The 22736-nt window shown below is 43.1% G+C and carries 12 protein-coding genes, 4 tRNA genes and 2 pseudogenes; 9 read left to right on the forward strand and 9 right to left on the reverse strand.

Going from position 1 to position 22736, the window contains the following annotated elements; all coding sequences use genetic code 11:
- Nucleotides 1–21 precede the first annotated feature (21 nt).
- Nucleotides 22–225 carry a hypothetical protein gene (locus HMPREF0663_RS09405; protein ID WP_004370257.1) on the forward strand — a complete coding sequence of 68 codons (204 nt, stop codon included), beginning with the start codon at nucleotides 22–24 and terminating at the stop codon, nucleotides 223–225.
- 190 nt (nucleotides 226–415) lie between these two features.
- Here HMPREF0663_RS09405 and mobC read toward each other — a convergent pair.
- From mobC to HMPREF0663_RS09435, 5 genes and pseudogenes are all read right to left on the reverse strand, one after another.
- Nucleotides 416–2383 (reverse strand): annotated as a pseudogene (gene mobC / locus HMPREF0663_RS09410) (conjugal transfer protein MobC).
- Nucleotides 2384–2519: 136 nt separating this feature from the next.
- Nucleotides 2520–3805 (reverse strand): annotated as a pseudogene (mobB, locus tag HMPREF0663_RS09420) (conjugal transfer protein MobB).
- Nucleotides 3806–3983: 178 nt separating this feature from the next.
- Nucleotides 3984–4057 (reverse strand) — tRNA-Asp (locus tag HMPREF0663_RS09425).
- A 36-nt stretch (nucleotides 4058–4093) separates the two neighbouring features.
- A tRNA-Asp gene (locus HMPREF0663_RS09430) sits at nucleotides 4094–4167 on the reverse strand.
- Nucleotides 4168–4306: 139 nt separating this feature from the next.
- Nucleotides 4307–5641, reverse strand: coding sequence for an NADP-specific glutamate dehydrogenase (locus HMPREF0663_RS09435; protein ID WP_004370262.1), 1335 nt, complete (start codon nucleotides 5639–5641; stop codon nucleotides 4307–4309).
- A 482-nt stretch (nucleotides 5642–6123) separates the two neighbouring features.
- On the opposite strand from HMPREF0663_RS09435, the gene dnaB reads away from it, so the two are divergent.
- The 7 genes from dnaB (at nucleotide 6124) to HMPREF0663_RS09470 (ending at nucleotide 14905) form a co-directional block, all read left to right on the forward strand.
- The gene (gene dnaB / locus HMPREF0663_RS09440) at nucleotides 6124–7629 is read left to right on the forward strand and encodes a replicative DNA helicase (protein WP_004370263.1); all 1506 of its coding nucleotides are present in this window, start codon (nucleotides 6124–6126) and stop codon (nucleotides 7627–7629) included.
- 316 nt (nucleotides 7630–7945) lie between these two features.
- On the forward strand, nucleotides 7946–9448 hold the full coding sequence (locus HMPREF0663_RS09445; RefSeq protein WP_016665158.1) for a 2-isopropylmalate synthase: 1503 nt from the start codon (nucleotides 7946–7948) through the stop codon (nucleotides 9446–9448).
- A 43-nt stretch (nucleotides 9449–9491) separates the two neighbouring features.
- Nucleotides 9492–10883 (forward strand): 3-isopropylmalate dehydratase large subunit, encoded by a 1392-nt coding sequence (gene leuC / locus HMPREF0663_RS09450; RefSeq protein WP_004370265.1) that lies wholly within the window; start codon nucleotides 9492–9494, stop codon nucleotides 10881–10883.
- 32 nt (nucleotides 10884–10915) lie between these two features.
- Nucleotides 10916–11506 (forward strand): 3-isopropylmalate dehydratase small subunit, encoded by a 591-nt coding sequence (leuD, locus tag HMPREF0663_RS09455; protein WP_004370266.1) that lies wholly within the window; start codon nucleotides 10916–10918, stop codon nucleotides 11504–11506.
- The gene (locus HMPREF0663_RS09460; RefSeq protein WP_004370267.1) at nucleotides 11485–13056 is read left to right on the forward strand and encodes a hydroxymethylglutaryl-CoA lyase-like TIM-barrel protein; all 1572 of its coding nucleotides are present in this window, start codon (nucleotides 11485–11487) and stop codon (nucleotides 13054–13056) included. The genes leuD and HMPREF0663_RS09460 overlap by 22 nt, the downstream gene beginning before the upstream one ends.
- Before the next feature lie 4 nt (nucleotides 13057–13060).
- On the forward strand, nucleotides 13061–14122 hold the full coding sequence (gene leuB / locus HMPREF0663_RS09465) for a 3-isopropylmalate dehydrogenase (RefSeq protein WP_004370268.1): 1062 nt from the start codon (nucleotides 13061–13063) through the stop codon (nucleotides 14120–14122).
- Between the two features lie 105 nt (nucleotides 14123–14227).
- Entirely contained in the window at nucleotides 14228–14905 is a 678-nt protein-coding gene (locus HMPREF0663_RS09470; RefSeq protein WP_004370269.1) for a tetratricopeptide repeat protein, read from the forward strand.
- A 151-nt stretch (nucleotides 14906–15056) separates the two neighbouring features.
- Here the strand turns inward: HMPREF0663_RS09470 and HMPREF0663_RS09475 are convergent.
- The 4 genes from HMPREF0663_RS09475 to HMPREF0663_RS09490 form a co-directional block, all read right to left on the reverse strand.
- Nucleotides 15057–15129, reverse strand: a tRNA-Gly gene (locus HMPREF0663_RS09475).
- 29 nt (nucleotides 15130–15158) lie between these two features.
- Nucleotides 15159–15231: transfer RNA gene (locus tag HMPREF0663_RS09480), tRNA-Thr, on the reverse strand.
- 62 nt (nucleotides 15232–15293) lie between these two features.
- A complete protein-coding gene (locus tag HMPREF0663_RS09485) occupies nucleotides 15294–16553 on the reverse strand; it encodes a type IX secretion system plug protein (RefSeq protein WP_016665157.1) in 1260 nt (419 codons plus the stop codon).
- Nucleotides 16554–16556: 3 nt separating this feature from the next.
- Entirely contained in the window at nucleotides 16557–18935 is a 2379-nt protein-coding gene (locus tag HMPREF0663_RS09490) for a TonB-dependent receptor (RefSeq protein WP_004370271.1), read from the reverse strand.
- A 152-nt stretch (nucleotides 18936–19087) separates the two neighbouring features.
- Here HMPREF0663_RS09490 and ileS point away from each other — a divergent pair, with 152 nt between their 5' ends.
- Nucleotides 19088–22693, forward strand: a complete 3606-nt coding sequence (ileS, locus tag HMPREF0663_RS09495) for an isoleucine--tRNA ligase (RefSeq protein ID WP_004370272.1) — start codon at nucleotides 19088–19090, stop codon at nucleotides 22691–22693.
- Nucleotides 22694–22736: the final 43 nt, after the last annotated feature.

Here is a 22736-nt window from a genome sequence, read left to right on the forward strand (position 1 = left end):
CTTTATAAACATTCAAACAAAATGAAAAAGTACATCAAACCAGAAATGAAATCGAAACTCATCGAGTTAGAAAACTGCATCCTCGCCGGCTCCATCAGCGTGCCCATCGGCGACGACGACGATCCCGCAACGGGGCCGGCCCTGTCGAAGGATAACATCTTTGACAAGGAGGAAGAGGAAGAGGGCAACTCAGACTGTTTCTCATTCTCGCTGTGGAACGATTAACGCTCTCTTTTCATCGGGGGCGCGGCGTGCAACAGGTGCCGAGCCCTCCCGATGATTAAAAAATAGACGCACATATACAGTCCTAAATATATTCTCTCGAACATCTATCTTTCCATTTCCAATGGTAAGGTAACTATTCTCGGATCCTTTGCAATAAACAGATGCTCGGAGACATCGGTTGGTAAATGGGTTACTCCTTGTTCAAATGGGCAAGAGTCGGGTCCGTCTTGATGCGTTCCTTCTCTGATTCCACAAGTGAGAGAATCTCTTTTTTGATGCGTTTATAGTTGGCTTCGATGGTCTCTTTGAGATTATCGGAGCTGTCTTCGTTTGTAAAGTCGGCAATCGTGGGAATAGGTTCGTAAGCCTTTGTTTCTGCAGATACCTTGGCAGAATCCACCACAATCTCTGCATGGAAAATTTTCTGGTCGATGCGCTCGTCGAAGTTGTCGGACACAGTTCCCACGAACATACCCTGTGTAAGGTTTAAAATCTTACTTGCAGGGATGAGACTGTCCATCTGGGTGGGGATAGAGGTGGACTTATTGTTGCGATTGATGGTCATCGAATGCCGTTGCTGAAGCACCTTACCGAAACGTTCTGAAAGCGTCTTGGCGGTTTCTCCCACGACCTGCCCACTAAAAACATTACCAACCGTGTTCTGTATCACTTTACTCTCCTTGTCTCCATAATCACGGGTATACTGTGAGAAGTCCTGAAAGCCCAGACACACCGCCATCTTATTGCTGCGCGCCGTGGCAATAAGGTTGTCGAGTCCCTTGAAATAAATCGTGGGCAGCTCGTCGATGATGACCGACGATTTGAGCATCCCTTTCTTGTTGATGAGTTTTACTATGCGCGAGTTATATAACCCCAGCGCTGCTCCGTAGATATTCTGGCGGTCGGGATTGTTGATGTCGAGCGTGAACTCATTGCTCGTCATCACCCAGTACAACTGCGGTGAAATCATCCTTGACAGCGGTATCTTTGCTGAGGCAATCTGTCCTGCCAGCTGCTCCATCGCTTCGCCTTGCCACGCGTCCATGAAGGGAGAAAGATAATTCTCCAATTCGGGATACGACGTGAGAATGGGAAACACATCTTCATATTTGCGGTTGAGCAGTTCAATGGCGTGCGGAAACGTGCAATACTTCCCGTCCTGATAAATGCGCAGATACCAGATAATGGCGGAAAACAGGATAATAGGACTTTCCACAAAGAAATCGCCTTGCTTCTGCACCCACGTTTTGTTGAGGTTGAGCATGATGGTGTAGGCGCTATCGTAAGCATCCAATATATCCGTCATAAAGGCAGGATTGATAGGATTGCAGCGGTGGCTCCTGCGAGGATCATCAAAGTTAATCACGAAGAATCGCGGCTTTACCTTGTAAGCGTCCAAATGATGAAGCAGGTGGTTGTAGGCAATCTCGGAAAGGTCGGGAAACTTGTAGTCATAGATGTACATGGCAAAACCCTTTTCTATCTGTTGCTTGATGTAGTTGTTCACTATGGCGTAGGACTTACCCGACTCCGGCATACCGAGCACCATCGAGGCGCGGAACGGATTGACCACATTGATCCAGCCGTTGTTCCATTTTTTCTTATAATAAAAACGTGTGGGTAGATTGACCGAGTATTCATTCTCCATCAGTCGGGTTTCCTACATGAAACTCTCGTTCTCCGTGTTGAACACGTCGTCCATGAGGTTATTTTTGAGCAGTCGGCTCATCCATACGCCACCCATCAGCAGGCAGATATAACCCACTGACAGCGTGAAGATATAAAGTGAAGCTGCTCTGACCTTACCGATGGGCAGTGCCAACAGCCACCAGTTGAGAAAGAAGAACACAAATCCGGCGAAAAGCACTGTCCAAATCTTTGGCCATGTGATTTTCTCCTCCTTCACTCCTTTTGTACCCAAACAGGACAAGGCAAGGAATACCACACAGAAGAGTTTCGTCCAGAGGATGGACGAAAACAAGCCCGTAGTGCGCTGGAAGTTCATCAGTATCTTGTTGATGATACCGAGCGTGAAGTGCCACTCCTGAAACGCCTCGTAGCAAAACCAATAACAATTTATCAAGAGGAATATCACCGATATACCCCGCATAAAGTCCATGACTTTACCTAATGCCCTTAAATCGTCTTCTTGTGCCATAATTGAATAAAATTTTGTATCCGCCCTTATGTCTAAAATGGTCTTATAAGACATTTTAATTCTCCTATAAGACAATTTCGAGCGGTGGTTTACATTGTTGTTAGAATACTTTTTGATTGCTGTTTGAACGAGAGATTTACCGATTCCTTCGTCTAAGATTGACCTTGCTCTGCTTGCGGAGCTTACGCTGCCAAGCTGCCTCCTTCTAATCATCGTTGCCTGTAGATATAAATGAGTCATCAACCATATCCTCGACGAGTTCATCGACAAGGTTGTCGCCCTCCTCAGTGTCCTGTCGCAAGGGTTGAATGATCGATGGTTCCAAACGAGCGGTGGGACTGCCATACAGCGTTTCGTCCAAGAATGGGTTGTGCGTGGTATTGGAGAAATTGGCGTTGAACACATTGGCAGCATACCCCTTGCCCAATTGTGAGCCATTGAGAGCAATGCCCTCTTCGTGGTTTATAAAAGTGATATCATAGATTCGACCACTTTCATTCTTTCGGATAAACACACGCAAGCCTTGGTCCTCAATCTTTGCCGAAGTTCTTCCTCTGTTTGGGGAGAGGTGCGCATTGTTTGTAATATCTTGTTACTGATGGTGGGTATCAGCGGCTTGATGGCTTGTTTGGATTTTTGCATTCTGTTCTGCACGGCAGTATAGCCCACACCACGACCGATGTCTGAGGCATGGATGGGTGTGCTTACCTTGTTACCCTTATCGTCTGTGGGCACATAGACCAGTCCATCGTATTTCTTTCCCCGAAACTCCGTCTTCACTTCTTCCACTGCAAGATTGTATTTACTCAGGATGGCGTTCAGTTCGCCCAAGGAACAGAAGCGATAATGCTTCAGCACCATACGGACAACACTTGCCACCTGATCCTTGATATTCCCTTTGTTAATGTCAATCTTGGGTGTTTCATTCATCACTTTGTCAGCGATCTTTGAGCTTGGAATAAGATTGTATTTCCTTTCCAAGGCATCAGTAATCTTCTTGCTCCTTCGCTTTTCAAACTTGTCGTTGATTTTCTTTCCCTCACCGTCTATCCGAAGCGACACAATGTGGATATGCTCACGGGCAATGTCGTTGTGCTTGAACACGATGTAGGGTTGCTTACCGTAGCCGAGAGCCTCCATATACTCCTTGACTATCTCTGTGAGTGTCTCTTTGGATAGTTTCTCGTCCGGGTGAGGATTGAGGGAGCAATGAAACACCGTTTTCTTGGTACGACATTTCTTAGGTATCAATGCCTCCATATCGGCAAACACCTCCTCCATCGTATAACGTCCCTCCTTGTTCTGATACAATTCAGCGGCAAGAAGAATGCTTGCTTCCCCTTTGTCCACCTTTTTGAAGTTGTAGCCGAGTGCACCTCCAAGGTTCTCCGTACTTGAAATCTTGGCTACATTTTTTGAAATTCAGAAATTTCTGTAGCTGAATTGTAGCCGCTGTGGAGTCTTTTGGGATATTTTAGTGTATCTACACATACTCTGAAAAGAGGAAGTGGTATAAAACAAAAATATCATAACTCTCTGAAGTTATGATACTTACGATTTTCTTTCAAAAACTCTGATATTGTTTTTAGAGTATTAAAAGCGGTGCGTACGAGACTCGAACTCGTGACCTCCTGCGTGACAGGCAGGCATTCTAACCAACTGAACTAACGCACCCGATTGATGCAAATCTTTATGATAGGTAGTGTGAAGCGGTGCGTACGAGACTCGAACTCGTGACCTCCTGCGTGACAGGCAGGCATTCTAACCAACTGAACTAACGCACCTCTAAATACGCCAATCGTTTTGATTGCGGGTGCAAAGATAACGATATTTTTTTTCCCTACCAAATATATGTTCCGTTTTTTCATAAAAATAATGGACAGTACGAGGAACGAAATCGTACTGTCCATAAACGATTGGCAATTATACAATACCCTGCGCCATGATGGCTTTGGCAACTTTCAAGAAGCCTGCAACATTGGCACCCTTAACGTAGTTCACATATCCATCGGAAGTCTTTCCGTATTTTACGCAATTCTCGTGAATATCGTTCATAATATCGTGAAGTTTTGCATCTACTTCCTCACGGCTCCAACGCAGGCGTTCAGAGTTCTGACTCATCTCAAGACCAGATACTGCAACGCCTCCTGCGTTTGCTGCTTTGCCCGGTGCATAGAGGATTTTTGCATCTTGGAACACTTTTATAGCTTCTGGTGTAGATGGCATATTGGCACCTTCAGACACGGCAAACACACCGTTTGTAATAAGTGCTTGGGCTGCTTCTTCGTTTATTTCGTTTTGTGTAGCGGAGGGAAGGGCAATGTCTGCCTTCTCGAACCAAGGTTTCGCTCCTTCTACATATTTCACTCCGTACTTATCTGCATATTCACGAATACGGCCACGCTCTATGTTTTTCAACTCCATAATATAATCGAGTTTCTCTCGATCGATGCCTTCGGGATCGTAAATATACCCGTCGGAGTCTGACATTGTGACGGGTTTTGCACCGAGTTCGATCAGTTTCTCTACCGTATATTGGGCAACATTTCCTGCTCCAGATACAAGAACAGTCTTACCGGCAATGTCTATATTGCGTGTTTTCAGCATGTTTTGCAGGAAATAAACATTACCGTAGCCCGTGGCTTCGGGGCGGATACGCGAGCCTCCGAACTCCTGTCCCTTGCCTGTAAGTATGCCGCAGAATTGGTGGGTTAGCTTTTTGTATTGCCCGAACATATAGCCTATTTCACGGCCTCCTACGCCAATATCGCCTGCCGGAACGTCTTCATCGGGACCGATGTGGCGGTATAGTTCGCTCATGAATGCCTGACAGAAGCGCATAACCTCTGCATTACTCTTGCCACGGGGCGAAAAGTCGGAACCACCCTTGGCGCCTCCCATCGGTAGAGTGGTAAGAGAGTTCTTGAAGGTTTGTTCGAAAGCAAGGAACTTCAAAATGGAAAGGTTCACTGAAGCATGGAAACGTAAGCCTCCTTTGTATGGTCCAATGGCATTATTATGCTGAATGCGATAACCCATATTGGTTTGTACGTTGCCTTTATCGTCTACCCACGTAACACGGAACTGCACTAAACGGTCGGGAATACATAGACGTTCGATCAGATTAGACTTCTCGAACTCGGGATGTCTGTTATATTCATCTTCGATCGTACCTATCACCTGACTTACTGCCTGAATATATTCGGGTTCGTTGGGAAATCTTCTTTTTAGGCTTTCTAATACTTCTGTCGCTCTCATAATCTTTTTACTTTAAACGTTATCTAAATCTTTTTAAAAGCTATTTTCTACTTGCAAAGTTATTTGTTTTCTGTGAAAAACGAAACAAAAAGTAAGTTTATTTTCTAAAAATGTAGAAAATAGTAAGTGTTGGCCGTTGTTTTGTGCCTTTTTTATTCTCTATACATTATTATATTAAGACGGGTGTGTGCCTGCCGGTTTGTATATTGGGCTGACATACTTGCATGATATTTCTGTTTTAGGAGTGCGGTATATTGCATTTACATAGTGTATCTGTCTGCGGCAGATGTTATGTGTAATCTTCTTATTGGGTTTATATGGCTCTCTATTACAATGTTTACATAAGTTTTTTAGACCACGGATGAGAGGAAAAGAATATCCCTGTTGCCGGCTTTGTTGCAAGGCAGAGTTTAAAAAGTTAGCAAGTATTGTTGATACCTTGAAAGTTTTTGTGTAAATTTGCAATCCAATATAATATTAGAATGCCAGATATAGATAATAAGCGAAAGAGGCGTCAGCAACCGCTCGATAGTTCGTTCGGGCACCTTCAACCGCAGGCACTCGATATAGAGAAAGTGGTTCTAGGGGCATTGATGATTGATAAAGATGCGTTTTCAATGGTCAGTGAAGTATTACGTCCGGAAACTTTTTACGAGCCACGTAATCAGAAAATTTACAATGCAATACAGGCTTTGAATATGGAGGAGAAGCCTGTAGATATCATGACCGTTACCGAAGAACTCAAATGCGAGGGCACTCTTGAAGATGTTGGAGGGCCTGCTTATATCGTAGAACTCAGCTCTCATGTGGCTTCTTCGGCACATATAGAATACCATGCTCATATTCTTGCACAGAAATTCTTGGCTCGCCAATTGATTTCTTTCGCCAGTGTTATCGAAACAAAGGCATTCGACGAGACAATCGATGTAGACGAACTGATGCAGGAGGCAGAGGGTTCGCTTTTCGAATTGTCGCAAAAGAATATGCGACAGGACTATACTCAAATAGAACCGGTTGTAAAGCGTACCATCGAAATATTGCAGAAAGCGTCGGCTAATACGGAGGGACTTACAGGAATACCTTCGGGATATACTAAGCTCGACGAGATAACAGCGGGCTGGCAGAGTGCCGATCTGGTTATTATAGCCGGCCGACCGGCCATGGGTAAAACATCGTTTGCGCTGAGCATTGCCAAGAATATAGCTGTAGATTATAGTGAACCTATAGCCTTTTTTTCGTTGGAAATGAGTAATGTGCAGTTGGTGCAACGCCTTATTTCCAATACGTGTGAGATTGCCGGCAATAAGATATTGAGCGGACAGCTGGCTAAGGATGAGTGGGAACGGCTGGATAAGAATTTAAGTAAATTAACGGGAGCGCCTATTTATGTCGACGATACGCCCGGCTTATCTGTATTCGAATTGCGCACAAAGGCACGGCGTCTTGTCAGAGAAAAGGGAGTAAAAATCATCATGATAGACTACCTTCAGCTGATGAATGCAAATGGAATGAAGTTCGGAAGCAGGCAGGAAGAGGTTTCTACCATATCGCGTTCGCTGAAAGGTTTGGCCAAGGAACTGGAAATACCTATATTGGCTTTATCGCAATTAAACCGTACTGTAGAGAATAGAGAGGGCTTGGAAGGGAAGCGACCTCAGCTAAGTGACTTGCGTGAGTCGGGGGCTATAGAGCAGGATGCGGATATGGTACTCTTCGTTCACAGACCGGAGTATTATCATATCTTCGAGGACGAGAAAGGAAACGATCTTCACGGAATGGCGCAGATTATTATAGCTAAGCACCGTAAAGGGGCAACCGGCGATGTTCTTTTGAACTTCAAAGGCGAGTTTACGCGCTTCCAAAATCCCGAAGATGCCTATATGGCTTCGATAGGTCCATCTATTAACGGCGAAATTCTTGGTTCCAAGATGAACAGGGATGAAGATCCGTTCGATATACAACCGAACAATGGGGGAGCTCCTTTTTAATTGTAACTTACGGTTTAAAATAAAATAAGCGTATAAATTAGCTGATTTGATGTATAAATGTGAAAAATGTATTATTTTATTTTGATTGTTTAAAATATTATTATACCTTTGCACAAGTTTAATAAACGAATAAGCGAATGATTACTTCACAGATTATTATTAGCATTCTTGGTATTCGACTATATCCTTGTAGTTGGAAGTGTTGAGGTATGCATGTAATAACAGATGAAGAAATAAATAGAAGCCTTTCACACTTCCATGTGGGTGTGAGAGGCTTTTTTACATATTTGGCGATCGAATAATAATTTAAATAATGATGAGTGATAGATTATTTATTTTTGATACGACTTTAAGAGATGGCGAACAGGTGCCCGGCTGCCAGCTGAATACTATAGAGAAAATTCAGATAGCCAAGCAGTTGGAGCAGTTAGGAGTAGATGTAATCGAGGCCGGTTTTCCCATCTCGTCGCCGGGAGATTTTAATTCTATCGTTGAAATAAGTAAAGCCGTTACGTGGCCAACAATCTGTGCATTGACTCGAGCTGTGGAGAAAGATATCGATGTTGCAGCCGAATCGCTTCAATATGCAAAACGTAAACGTATTCATACAGGCATCGGAACAAGCGACAGTCATATAAGATATAAATTCAACAGTACACGAGAAGAAATTATAGAACGGGCTGTGGCTGCCGTGAAGTATGCTAAAAAGTATGTTGAGGATGTAGAATTTTATGCAGAAGATGCCGGACGTACGGATAACGAATATTTGGCAAGAGTTGTAGAAGCGGTGATAAAAGCCGGCGCTACCGTTGTCAATATTCCCGATACCACGGGCTATTGTTTACCGGAAGAATATGGGGCTAAGATAAAATACTTGGTCGAACATGTGGATGGGATGGATAAGGCAATTCTCTCTACACACTGCCATAATGATTTGGGAATGGCCACTGCAAACACATTCAGTGGCATCTTGAACGGAGCACGTCAGGCAGAAGTAACCATTAACGGTATAGGCGAGCGGGCTGGAAATACATCTCTTGAAGAAATTGCCATGATATTGAAATGTCATAAACATTTGAATATCGATACGAATATCAATACTGCAAGGATATATCCCACATCGCGCATGGTATCGAGTTTAATGAATATGCCTGTGCAACCCAATAAGGCTATTGTGGGTAGAAATGCCTTTGCCCACTCGAGCGGTATACATCAAGACGGCGTATTGAAGAATGTTTCTACCTACGAAATTATAGATCCGAAAGAGGTAGGACTCGATGATAATGCGATTGTATTGACAGCCCGTAGTGGTAGAGCGGCGTTGAAATATCGTTTACATGTAAATGGCATCGATATGGAAGACGATGTCAAACTCGATAATGTTTATCAGAAATTTTTGAAATTAGCAGATAAGAAGAAAGAAATCAACGATGATGATTTATTGATGCTTGCCGGTGCAGATGCAGCAGAGACACATGCCGTGAAACTCGACTTCCTGCAAGTAACGACAGGAATGGGAGTAAGAAGTGTTGCAAGTATTGGACTTGACATCAGCGGACAGAAGTTCGAAGAGGCTTCGACCGGTAACGGACCGGTGGATGCTGCTATCTGTGCGCTGAAAAAGATTATCCAAAAGCAGATGACACTTAAGGAATTTACGATACAAGCCATATCGAAAGGTTCCGATGATGTGGGCAAAGTGCACATGCAAGTGGAATATGATGGAAACATATATTATGGCTTTGGCGCGAATACCGATATTGTTACGGCATCGGTAGAGGCATATATCGACTGTATTAATAAGTTCCGCCACAAGTAAAACAGATGAGAAGTTTAATATGAAATAATTATATTATATTGCAATGAATACTTTATTTGATAAAATTTGGGATAAACATATTGTGCAACAGGTGGAGGACGGGCCCACGCAATTGTATATAGATCGGTTGTATTGTCATGAGGTTACGTCGCCTCAGGCATTTGCCGGACTTCGTGAACGTGGACTGAAATGTTTTCGTCCGAAGCAGATATTCTGCATGCCGGATCACAATACACCGACGCATGATCAAGATAAACCGATCGAAGATCCTATATCGAGGAAACAAATCGATACCTTATATAAGAATACAGAGGAGTTTGGAGTTGCCGATTTCAAGATGAATACGCCTGACAACGGTATCATCCACGTGGTCGGACCAGAAAAAGGATTGTCGCTTCCGGGTATGACTATCGTTTGCGGGGACTCGCATACCAGTACGCATGGGGCCGTAGGAGCTATAGCTTTTGGTATTGGGACATCGGAAGTAGAAATGGTGATGGCGTCGCAGTGTATTCTTCAACAGAAACCAAAGTCTATGCGTATCAATATTAATGGCAAACTTCAAGCCGGTGTTGTTGCAAAAGATGTTGCGCTATATCTTATGTCGAAGCTCACGACATCTGGTGCTACGGGCTATTTTGTGGAATATAGCGGTGAGGTAGTCCGTGATTTAAGTATGGAAGGACGCCTAACCCTTTGCAATCTCTCTATAGAAATGGGAGCGAGAGGTGGTTTCGTTGCGCCGGACGAGAAGACTTTTGAATATCTTAAAAACAGAGAGTATGCTCCGAAAGGAGAAGAGTGGAATAAGGCTGTTGCATATTGGAAAACTTTGAAAAGTGGTGAAGACGCAGTATTTGATAGAGAACTTCATTTTGATGCTGCGGATATCGAGCCGAGAATAACTTATGGTACTAATCCGGGAATGGGTATCGGTATTTCAGAAAGAATACCCGCATTGGACGAAATTCCCGAAGTTGGACAAGCCTCATTTAGGAAGTCTCTCGAATATATGGGATTGAACCCGGGGGAAAAGTTATTAGGTCATAAGATCGATTATGTATTCTTAGGAGCTTGTACAAATGGACGAATAGAGGATTTCCGGGCATTTGCATCGATCGTGAAAGGAAAAAGAAAGGCCAATCATGTTACTGCATGGCTGGTGCCGGGAAGCTGGACAGTGGATAAACAGATACGTGAAGAAGGGCTTGATAAAATATTAGAAGCTGCCGGTTTTACTATTCGACAACCGGGATGCAGTGCTTGTTTGGCTATGAACGATGATAAAATTCCCGCCGGAATGTACAGTGTATCGACAAGTAACAGAAACTTTGAAGGGCGTCAAGGGCCGGGCAGCCGGACGATATTGGCGTCCCCATTGGTCGCAGCAGCGGCAGCTATAACAGGAGTAATTACCGATCCGCGTCGATTGTAAGAAGGATTAACACACTATTAATTAGAATAGATATGAAACAGAAATTTGATATAATCACGTCGACTTGCGTTCCGCTTCCGCTTGAGAATGTGGATACGGATCAAATCATCCCTGCCCGTTTCCTGAAAGCGACAGATAAAGAGGGGTTCGGAGATAATTTATTTCGTGATTGGAGATATAACAAAGACGGTTCGCTTAAAGAAGATTTTGTACTGAACGATACTTCTTACGGCGGTGTAATATTGGTTGCGGGCAAGAATTTCGGCTCCGGATCGAGTCGGGAGCACGCTGCATGGGCGATAGCCGGCTATGGTTTCAGGGTTGTAATCAGCTCTTTCTTTGCCGATATCCACAAAAATAACGAATTGAATAACTTTGTATTGCCGGTAGTTGTGTCGGAAATGTTCCTTAGAGAGTTGTTTGAGAGTATCGACAAGGATCACCAGACACAGGTAAAAGTCGATCTGCCTAATCAAACTGTGACCAATATGGCGACCGGAAGCAGCGAACATTTTGAAATAAATGCCTATAAAAAGCATTGTCTTATGAATGGATTGGATGATATTGATTATCTCCTCCAAAACAAAGATAAGATAGAACAATGGGAACAGCAGAACAAATAAGCAGATATAGGCGTACTCCTCCGGCGGTAGAGATCATGGATTGTACGCTTCGGGATGGGGAACAAACCAGCGGAGTCTCGTTTTTGCCGCATGAAAAGCTGATGATAGCCCACATGTTGCTGCATGATATAAACGTCGATAGGATAGAAGTAGCCTCGGCACGGGTATCTGAAGGAGAGAAAGATGCTGTAAGAATGATTTGTCGTAATGCGGAGCGTGACGGTATGCTCGGTCGTATAGAGGTGTTGGGATTTATAGATAATAAGAAATCTATAGATTGGATAAGTGATTGTGGCGGCAGGGTAATCAACTTACTTGCCAAAGGTTCCTTGAAACATTGCATGCAACAGTTACACAAGACACCCGAAGAACACATCTCTGACATATTGAAAGAATTGGAATATGCCGAGCAACAACGCATGACGGTAAATCTTTATTTGGAAGATTGGAGTAATGGAATGAAAGATTCTCCCGAATATGTATATCAGGTAATGAAAGGGCTTGTGCACACTAACATAAAGAGATTTCTTCTTCCCGATACGCTTGGAATTATGAATCCTCTGCAATGTGTGGAATATATGCGTAAAATGTTGAAGCATTTCCCCGATCAACATTTCGATTTCCATGCCCACAATGATTACGATCTTGCTGTGTCGAATTCGCTTGCTGCGGTATTAAGTGGTTGCAAAGGGTTGCATGTTACGGTTAACGGACTGGGAGAGCGTTGCGGAAATGCGCCGCTTGCAAGTGTACAAGTTATATTGAAGGATCAGTTTCAGGCAAAGACTAATATTAATGAAAACAGACTGAACGAAATCAGTAAGTTGGTAGAAAGTTACAGCGGTATTGCCGTGGCACCTAACCAACCCATTGTGGGTGAGAATGTATTTACGCAGGTCGCGGGAGTACATGCCGATGGTGATAACAAGGATAATCTTTATTGTAATGATCTTGTACCCGAGCGTTTCGGCAGGAAGCGCGAATATGCGCTTGGGAAAAACAGCGGAAAAGCCAATATTGCAAAAAATCTCTGTGAATTGGGACTTGAGCTTACACCGGAGCAAACCCGTAAGGTTACGCAACGAATTACCGAGCTCGGAGACCGAAAGGAATTAGTTACGCAGGATGATCTTCCATATATAGTAAGCGATGTATTAAAGCACGACACCGTACAGAACAGAGTAAAACTTGTAAGTTATATGGTTTCTACTTCTTATGGATTGAAGCCGATTGCCAGTATTAAGATAGAGGTAGATGGACAACAATATGAAGCTGACTCTACCGGAGACGGTCAATACGATGCTTTTGTAAAAGCATTGCGCAAGATTTACAGAGACAATTTGAACCGTACATTCCCCACGCTTGCCAATTATGCCGTAACAATTCCTCCCGGAGGTAGGACGGATGCGCTGGTCCAAACCGTTATTACATGGCAGAATGGAGATAAACAATTGCGCACGCGTGGTCTTGATGCCGATCAAACAGAGGCCGCAATCAAGGCCACTTTCAAGATGTTGAACATCATAGAAGATAAACAAAATTCAGAGTAAAGTTATGAAATTAAAGATTGCAGTATTGGCCGGTGACGGTATAGGGCCGGAGATAATGAAGCAAGGTGTTGCCGTAATGGATGCTATAGCCGAAAAGTTTCATCACGAAGTGGTGTATGAGGAGGCGATATGCGGAGCACATGCGATAGACAGGATAGGCGATCCATTTCCGGAAGAAACCTATAAAGTGTGCATGAATGCCGATGCTGTGTTATTTGCAGCGGTGGGCGATCCGAAATACGACAATGATCCAATGGCGAAAGTTCGCCCGGAACAGGGGCTCTTGGCTATGCGTAAACGACTTGGATTGTTTGCCAATATACGGCCGGTACAAACATTTAAGTGCTTATTGCATAAGTCTCCGTTAAAAGACGAGCTTATAAAGGGTGCCGACTTCATCTGCATTCGTGAGTTGACTGGCGGAATGTATTTCGGTGAAAAGTATCAAGATAACGACAAAGCCTATGATACGAACTATTATACCCGTCCGGAAATTGAGCGTATTCTTAGGGTGGCTTATGATTATGCACGCAAGCGCCGCCGCCATCTTACGGTGGTTGATAAGGCTAATGTGCTTGCTTCGAGTCGTTTATGGCGCCAAGTAGCCAAAGAACTTGCACCGGAATATCCCGATGTGGAAACCGACTATATGTTTGTAGATAATGCTGCGATGCGTATGATAGCCGAGCCTACGTTTTTCGATGTAATGGTAACGGAAAATACTTTCGGCGATATTCTGACCGATGAGGGCAGCTGTATTTCCGGTTCTATGGGATTGTTGCCTTCCGCATCTACAGGTGAACACACGCCGGTGTTCGAACCTGTGCATGGTAGTTGGCCTCAGGCAACCGGAAAGAACCTTGCTAATCCGATAGCACAGATACTCTCTGTTGCCATGATGCTCGAACACTTTGACTTGAAAGAAGAAGGTGCATTGATAAGAAAGGCCGTAGATGAGAGTCTTGATGCCAATGTGCGTACACCCGAGATACAAGTTGAGGGAGCCACACCATACGGAACCAAAGAGGTTGGATCATGGATTGTGGATTATATAAGAAAGGCATGATGTGAAAAAATAGCAATTAAGAATTAAAATAATTAATGGCAGACGGTATTTATATCATCTGTCATTTTTTTGCATATCTTTGCGGTGTTTTATTGTTAGAGCATCATGTTCAAGAAAATTTTATTCCTGTTTTTCGGTCTTATAGCGATATGCAAGAGCTATGCACAGAGTACAAATCCGATCAGAGATTCTTTGTCTGTGGCGATGGAACAGTTGGCTTATCATCCCGACAGTATAGATTTATGTCTTAAAAAGGCAGGATGGAATATACAGTTACAGCAGTGGCAGTATGCACAAGAAACCTATGATAGGGTGCTGAAACGTGATCCTGATAATATTGCAGCGTTATATTATAGGGCCTATGTGAACGAGAAACAAGGGCGATACAGCTTTGCAAGAATGGATTACAATAATCTTTTGAAGATTATTCCCGGCAACTTCGAGGCACAGTTGGGCTTAGCACTGCTGAACCAGAAAGATCATCATTACACAGAAGCAATGGAACAGATCAACAGGCTGGTCGAACAGTATCCCGACAGTGCCGTTGCATACGCGGCGCGTGCCGGTATCGAATGCGAACGGAATATGTTCGAATTAGCCGAATACGACTATGCAGAAGCTGTAAAAAGAGATGCAGGCAATACGGACTACATCCTTAATCGTGCAGATTTATTGATACGACTGAACCGGAAGCAGGAAGCAAGGAAAGAATTAGACCGCCTTGTAGCATTGGGAATACCGAGAAACAGCTTGAACGAGTATTACAAAAAAGTGAGAAAATAGGGTAATGCTTATAGAGAAGACGGTTTATGCCGCATATAGGCATGCCGAACAGCACAGGTAGAAATAATGCCTGTCGACGATAGAAGCATGGCGTAATACGCGCAGAAGTGCATGCAGTTATCGCGAAAATATAAAAGTAGAGCAGGAAAAGAGCGGTAAACGGGGTTCGAACCCGCGACCTTCGGCTTGGGAAGCCGACGCTCTGCCAACTGAGCTACTACCGCATATTAAGTGAAACAATAGGATTTGAGTGAGCCGATACCCGGACTCGAACCGGGGACCTATTCATTACGAATGAATTGCTCTACCAACTGAGCCATATCGGCATTTCGTAATTGCGTGTGCAAAGATATGAGATTTTTTTGTAACAACCAAATTCTTTGTCGTTTTATTTTATACGTATGCTGTTATAGCCTACAAGCCTGTCGGTGCGTTCTCCGATGCCTTTGAAATATACCAGAGCCTGATATCGGTTTTCTGTTTGGTAGAAATTGCCTTCAGACGGTACGGGAACGAGTGTATGATCTGGTTTCATAAGCAAATATTGGTACGAATAGTAGCCTTGTTTCAGTTTTACGGCCGCTTCATAGCAGCCTTGCGTATCGTTGTATTGCATTTTGTATTGCGGCAAAAACCTATCATTCGTCCACGCACCGTTGAGATATATGTCGCCAGTTTGGTGTGGAGTTTTCAGACGGAAGTGTACAATAAGATAATCGGATGCCGTATTGTTCTCCACATTATCACTGTTTCTGATACAGAAGGCACCATTGGCATCTTCATCGTATATATAACTTAGGCGTGGTTCATCGGTCCATACGTAAGCATGGTAGTTGCTTCCGTCCCAGTCGATGGTCTCTATTCCCATGGTAGGATGGTTTACATCGAGCGTTTCGAACTTGCGGTACTCATTTCCCCCCGCAAAAATAAGGTCTCTGTTGTGGCTCCATCGCAGTCCGTCGTTTGTAATATACTGCGGTTTGCTATTGATAACAGCATTGTCCCACCTGCCGTTTTGCATGACTACGGTTTGTATCTGATTTTGCGGATCGGTAACGTTTAGCGGGCCATAGTTCAGGTTCATGGAAACTTGTTGGTGGGAATTATTGATATCGATATCGGTATTGGTAGATACGGAGAGAGATATACCGGCAATAGGTTCTACGATCCAGAAGCATGCACTAAGGACCGGTTCCTGATGATTGTTATCATCGTATACGGTAAGTCGGTAGTTTCCACTCATTCTGATGGCGCAACGTTCGTTGGGAATAGATAGGGAATAGTGGGTATAAAGCTGGTTTGTGTTAACAGATTGTGCTATGTTATCTATCGTGTTGCCTTCGCTAAAGCCCTCAATATAGTCGCTTGCAAAAAGATTTTCCGAGGTCTTCCAGTCTGCTTCGCAATGTTCAATGGAGTAAGTGTAACGGTGATATTCGTGTGTCATGTCATCGAAAGAGATATTGATAGGCGTCTTGGCCAGATCGTTTAAATTGGTTATAGGAGGAACGAGCCAATTATTGCCAACCATTACCTGCAATGAAGCAATGCGACTGTTATAGATTACGTTCCGTTGAGCCTTACAAATGATGGCATATATCATAAAGATAGCCATGATACAGGTATGTTGTAATCCTCTTATATGCATAGTTTAAAATTCACAAAGTATACGTGCGTTGATTTGTCTGCCCGTGAGATAGTTAGGTACAGCATACTGATGATTGGTGACATCGGTAATCCAATAATACGAATTTACGTTGCTGATGCCGAATAGGTTCAGGCAGTCTATGCCTAACCATATGTTCCTGAATATGCTGTTTGATGTTTTATGTTCGTTATTAAGCAGCCTGTAACTCATTCCGATATCTGCTCGTTTATAGGCAGGTGCACGGAATGAGTTGTTTTCTATTTCCTTATGTGGAGCCGAGAAAGGCAGCCCATCGGCATAAGCCAGCTTCAGCGACATCTTCCATCGTTCTGTTCCGGGAAAATAATCGGTAAAAAACAGATTGACAGCATATCTTTGATCGGTAGGTAAGGGGATGCTCTTGCCATTGAGTTTCATTCTCGTATTCATGACAGACAAGCTGATCCAAGAATCTGTTCCGGGCACGAATTCTCCGTACAGTTTAAGATCAATCCCCATAGCATGCCCGCTACCGATGTTATCGCCATAATATACTACCTTTACATTGTTCACACTGTAGGGAACAAGGTTACTTAAAGCCTTGTAATATGTTTCAGCTGTGAATTTAAATGGTCGTTGATTAAGATAGAAGCGGTAGTCGAAACCGGCGATGAAATGGATGGAACGCTGGCTTTTAGCTTTCTCGTTGAGCCGAGCATAGGTAACTCCGTTGACGGTCGAAGTGTCTCTTAATTCTTTGAAGAATGGTGCCTGATAATAGATGCCTGTGGCAAAACGCATGGTTACATTATGGTTGAATGCCGGAATAATGCCGAGAGACAGTCGAGGACTTATGATGGTTTCTTTATTAAAACTCCAATGGCTTATCCGTACACCGTAATTCAGTGTAAAGAATGCATGGGAATTGGTGCTCGTAAACCTATAAGTATCTTGTAGATAAGTCTCTATGCGATTTGCATCAAGTGTATTGCGTGCGCGTAACGAATATACCATATTCAGGTCTCTGCCGGTATGAGGAATGCTGTAACCACTCGAGTCTCGCATCTCATATTCAACAGATTTTTCTTCGATATGTTCCCGTTTGAAGGTGAATGCTCCCTCGAAATTATGCTTCTTGGTTTTATGGCTAAGCATGAGCTTTACGCTTTCGACGTGAGCTTTCAGGTAATTGCGTGCATGCAAGAAGTAGGTTCCAACGCCGAGATTTTCGCTTGTTTCCGTCTGCGTGAGCCAATATTGTCCTTGAATGTCGTACTTTTCTTGCTCCTTTGTAGAGAATGCTGATGCCAATACGGCGATCGAAGTGCTGTCGGTGATGTTGCGCCTAATGCCCAATGTTCCGAAATATGTTCTGAAAAGGTCTTTCTCTTGTCCGTCGAAATAGACGCGGAATGACTTTACATTTTGCAATGTGCCGAACTTAGTTTCACGGTCTTCCGGTTCAAAGTTGTAGTGGTTGTCGGAAATGTTGCCTATAAAATCGATCGTCCATCGCCTGTTGGGTTTATAATTAAGATAGGTTTGGTAATCTAAGAAAGAAGGTTTGTATTCTCCATTGGTTTCAAGAGTGCCCAACAGATATTTGGTTGTTTTGTATCTGATGCCGTTAGACCACGAGAATTTCTTATTTCCAAAGCCGACGTATGCACTTGCTCCCAGCAGACTTGCTGCCACTGAGGCTTCGAATTTTTTAGGAAGTTTATAGGTAATATCGAGGGCTGAAGACATTTTGTCGCCATACTTGGCTTCAAATCCGCCGGTTGAAAAGCCGATCTTTTCTACCATGTCCGGATTTATAATAGAGAGGCCTTCCTGCTGTCCGCTTCTTACGAGAAACGGACGATATATTTCTACATTATTGATATATACGCTATTTTCATCGAAGGCGCCTCCGCGAACGTTGTATTGTGAGGAAAGTTCGCTGTGTGTAGATACGCCAGCCTGACTCTGTATCAGAGCTTCTACACCATTACCCGAAGCGTTTGGCGTCAATTTCATGTCTTCCTTTTTCAGTTCCTGAGTTTGTCCGCTTTGTATACGTTGCCCCGTAATCTGCACTTCATTTAAAGTTGTGTTGTCTGAATACAGTACTATTTGAAGGTTTTGTGTACCTTTTGGCCTCCTCAATACACGTGTCTTGGTTTTATAACCGATCATAGAAAACCTGACGACAACAGAGTCTGCCGAATGTAACTGCATGCTGAACTTTCCGTTTAATGATGTAAGAGTTACTTTCCCTTGCTTCAGCACCGAGACTGTAGCTAATTCCACGGGATTTTGATCTTCGTCTGTAACCTTACCTTGCAGGGTGAAAGTCTGCGCTGTACTGCAGATGGCATGCAGCAATAGTATGATATATAAAATCGAATACTTCTTTCTCATATGTTACAAATAACGTATTTATCGTATTTATATTGTATGGATGTTAAATTATAAGGTGTATATTAAAATAAGTATATAATTTGTACATGAAATTATTTTTTACTATCTTTGCCCACCAAAATATTATTATATAATAAAACGAAGGTATAAAGATGGCTAAGAGATTTGCCGAACATAGTGGTCTCGATTTAACAAAGACGAATAAAGAAGTATTGGCTGAGTGGAAGAAAAGGGATATCTTTCACAAATCGATTGAGGAACGTGAGGGTTATCCGCAATTCGTATTCTTTGAAGGGCCACCTTCGGCTAACGGTCATCCGGGCATTCACCATGTACTTGCACGAAGTATTAAAGATACGTTCAACAGGTATAAGACCATGAAAGGCTTTCAGGTTCATCGGAAGGCGGGATGGGATACGCATGGATTACCCGTAGAGCTCGGCGTTGAAAAGGAGTTGGGCATTACCAAGAAGGACATTGATAATAAGAAATCCGAGAAATATATCTCTGTTGAGGATTATAACCGTAAGTGTCGCGAGAATGTGATGAAATTCACGAAAGAATGGCGCGAGCTTACAGAGGAAATGGGATATTTCGTAGATTTGGATCATCCTTACATTACGTATGATAATAAGTATATCGAAACACTTTGGTGGCTTTTGAAGCAGTTGTATAATAAAGGGCTGCTATACAAAGGTTATACGATCCAACCTTATTCTCCTGCTGCCGGTACAGGGTTGAGTTCTCACGAATTGAACCAACCCGGATGCTATCGTGATGTAAAAGATACTACGGTTACAGCATTGTTCGAGGCTTTGAACCCTAAGGAAGAGTGGGCGATATGGGGGACACCTTATTTCATTGCATGGACGACAACTCCGTGGACTTTGCCTTCGAATACATCTATTTGTGTGGGACCCAATATCGATTATGTGGCTGTTCAGACATATAATCCTTATAACGCAGAGCCGATAACCATTATCATGGCCGAAGCTCGTATGGATGCCTATTTGAAACCGGAAGGCAAAGAACTGAAGCTGGAAGACTATAAAAAGGGCGATAAGGTTATTCCTTATAAGGTTATCGGTAAGTATAAAGGCAAGGATTTGGTGGGTTTAAAGTATCGGCAGCTTATGCCTTGGGTAAAACCATGCCAGAAACTCGATGCAAATGCTTCTGATTTTGTGAAGCAATATGCTGCTGCTCATCCCGATAGGGTGTTTGAAGACGAGAGCGGGAAGAACCAGTTTGTTGAGATGGAGTCGGAGGCTTTCCGTGTTATTCCCGGAGATTATGTGACTACAGAGGACGGAACCGGTATCGTACACATTGCGAATACCTTTGGTGCGGATGATGCGAGAGTTGCCAATACCTACAATGTTCCTCCGATATTTTTGATTAATAAGAAAGGCGAAACGCGTCCTATGGTCGATTTGCAAGGTAAATATTATGTTGTAGAAGAATTGGATAAGAACTTTGTAAATAAGTGTGTCGATCTTAAGGAATACAGTATTCATGCCGGAGATTATGTAAAAAATGCTTACGATCCGAAATTCAATCCCGACGGAGTGTGGGATGTAAAGGCATCGGAAAGTGCGGAAGACTTGAATGTTGTTATCTGTATGGAGATGAAAATGGCAGGGACGGCCTTCAAGATCGAGAAGCATGTGCATAATTATCCCCATTGTTGGCGTACGGATAAGCCGATATTATACTATCCTCTCGACAGTTGGTTTATCAAAGATTCTGCCTGTAAAGAGCGTATGGTGGAGCTGAATAAAACCATTAATTGGCAACCAGCGTCGACAGGTAGCGGCAGATTTGGGAATTGGCTTGAGAACTTGAACGATTGGAACCTAAGTCGTTCGCGCTTTTGGGGTACTCCACTTCCTGTATGGAGGGATGAAGACGGCGAGGAAATTTGTATCGGATCGGTCGCAGAACTTTATCATGAAATAGATAGGAGTGTAGAAGCCGGTTTGATGAAAGTAAATCCGTTGAAAGTAAAAGGATTTGTTCCGGGAGAATATGCACAGGATAATTATGATAGGATAGACCTCCATCGTCCTTACATGGACGATATAGTGCTGTTAAGCAGTACGGGTAAGCCGATGTATCGCGAAACAGATTTAATCGATGTGTGGTTTGATTCCGGTTCTATGCCTTATGCCCAATTGCATTATCCGTTCGAGGGCGAAATGGCTTATGGTACAGAGAGTGATCGTAAGGCTATGATTGAAAGCAATTACGATAAAACTGCAATTCCGCCGAAATACTATCCTGCAGACTTTATCAATGAAGGAGTGGACCAGACAAGGGGATGGTTCTTTACCTTACATGCCATAGCTACGATGGTATTCGATAGCGTCGCCTTCAAGAATGTAATCTCTACGGGACTCGTACTTGATGCAAAAGGCAACAAAATGAGTAAGCATCTGGGGAATGTAACAGATCCTTTTGAGATGATGAGCAAGTATGGTGCCGATCCTGTTCGTTTCTACATGATGACGAATTCGGAGCCGTGGGATAATTTAAAGTTCGATCCGGAAGGCGTAGATGAAGTGCGTCGTAAATTCTTCGGTACATTATATAATACATACTCATTCTTTGCATTGTATGCAAATGTGGATGGTTTCGATCCGAAAGTACAACCGATAGCTTTTGATAAACGCCCGGAGATTGACCGTTGGATACTTTCTGAATTGCATTCGTTGATAGAGAATGTCGATACGGAGTTAATAGAATACGATCCTACACGTGCCGGCCGGCTGATAGATTCGTTTGTTAATGATGACCTCTCCAATTGGTTTGTGCGCCTTAATCGCAAACGCTTTTGGGGGAAGGAGATGAGCGAAGATAAACTTTCTGCATATCAAACTTTGTATGAGTGTTTGATGACGGTAGCTAAACTGCTTGCTCCTTTTGCGCCATTCTATGCGGATCAGTTGTATCATGATTTGGGAGGAAAGTTAGAGAGCGTGCATCTTGATGTTTATCCGGTTGCAGATAAGAAGTTTATTGATAAGGAACTTGAAATACGCATGGAGATGGCACAGAAAATAACCTCGATGACTTTGGCATTAAGACGCAAGGTTAATATTAAGGTGCGCCAACCATTACAGCAGATAATGATACCTGCTGTAGATGAAAGTCAAAAGCTCCATATCGAAGCAGTAAAGGATTTAATTATTCATGAAGTCAATGTAAAGTCGCTGAACTTTATTGAAGGACAGAATATCCTCGTCAAGAAAGTAAAATGTAACTTCAGAGTAATGGGAAAGAAGTTCGGTAAATTGATGAAAGATGTTGCTTCCAAGATCAATGAATTATCGCAAGACCAGATTTCTACGCTCGAAGCAAACGGCTCTATCGGTTTGAATATCGCAGGCGAAGAAATTACTATAGAGGCATCTGATGTAGAAATAATCAGCGAAGATATTCCCGGATGGCTTGTTGCAAATGAAGGAAACCTTACTGTTGCTTTAGAGGTTGAACTGACAGATGAACTAAAGCAGGAAGGTATGGCTCGCGAATTGATAAACCGTATACAAAATCTTCGTAAAGAGTCTGGATTGGAAATTACCGATAGAATTAATGTGCAGGTTTCTTCCAATGAATTCAGTAATGCTGCAATTCGGCATTTCGGTGAATATATAAAAACGCAAGTATTGGCCGATGTTATCGAAATAGCATCTAATAATGGTGTAGAAACCGACTTCGAAGACTTTAAACTGAATATTAAGATACAAAAAATATAATAATTATGACTATTCGATTTCGGTTAAATAGTCTTTAAGCGAT

The organism is Hoylesella oralis ATCC 33269 (assembly GCF_000185145.2).
In the GTDB taxonomy this organism is placed as follows: Bacteria; Bacteroidota; Bacteroidia; order Bacteroidales; family Bacteroidaceae; genus Prevotella; species Prevotella phocaeensis.

Excerpts from the sequence above, each read along its gene's own strand:
- HMPREF0663_RS09405 (WP_004370257.1), top strand. The coding sequence starts at position 22 with ATGAAAAAGTACATCAAACCAGAAATGAAATCGAAACTCATCGAGTTA.
- HMPREF0663_RS09435 (WP_004370262.1), bottom strand. The coding sequence starts at position 5,641 with ATGAGAGCGACAGAAGTATTAGAAAGCCTAAAAAGAAGATTTCCCAAC.
- dnaB (WP_004370263.1), top strand. The coding sequence starts at position 6,124 with ATGCCAGATATAGATAATAAGCGAAAGAGGCGTCAGCAACCGCTCGAT.
- HMPREF0663_RS09445 (WP_016665158.1), top strand. The coding sequence starts at position 7,946 with ATGAGTGATAGATTATTTATTTTTGATACGACTTTAAGAGATGGCGAA.
- leuC (WP_004370265.1), top strand. The coding sequence starts at position 9,492 with ATGAATACTTTATTTGATAAAATTTGGGATAAACATATTGTGCAACAG.
- leuD (WP_004370266.1), top strand. The coding sequence starts at position 10,916 with ATGAAACAGAAATTTGATATAATCACGTCGACTTGCGTTCCGCTTCCG.
- HMPREF0663_RS09460 (WP_004370267.1), top strand. The coding sequence starts at position 11,485 with ATGGGAACAGCAGAACAAATAAGCAGATATAGGCGTACTCCTCCGGCG.
- leuB (WP_004370268.1), top strand. The coding sequence starts at position 13,061 with ATGAAATTAAAGATTGCAGTATTGGCCGGTGACGGTATAGGGCCGGAG.
- HMPREF0663_RS09470 (WP_004370269.1), top strand. The coding sequence starts at position 14,228 with ATGTTCAAGAAAATTTTATTCCTGTTTTTCGGTCTTATAGCGATATGC.
- HMPREF0663_RS09485 (WP_016665157.1), bottom strand. The coding sequence starts at position 16,553 with ATGCATATAAGAGGATTACAACATACCTGTATCATGGCTATCTTTATG.
- HMPREF0663_RS09490 (WP_004370271.1), bottom strand. The coding sequence starts at position 18,935 with ATGAGAAAGAAGTATTCGATTTTATATATCATACTATTGCTGCATGCC.
- ileS (WP_004370272.1), top strand. The coding sequence starts at position 19,088 with ATGGCTAAGAGATTTGCCGAACATAGTGGTCTCGATTTAACAAAGACG.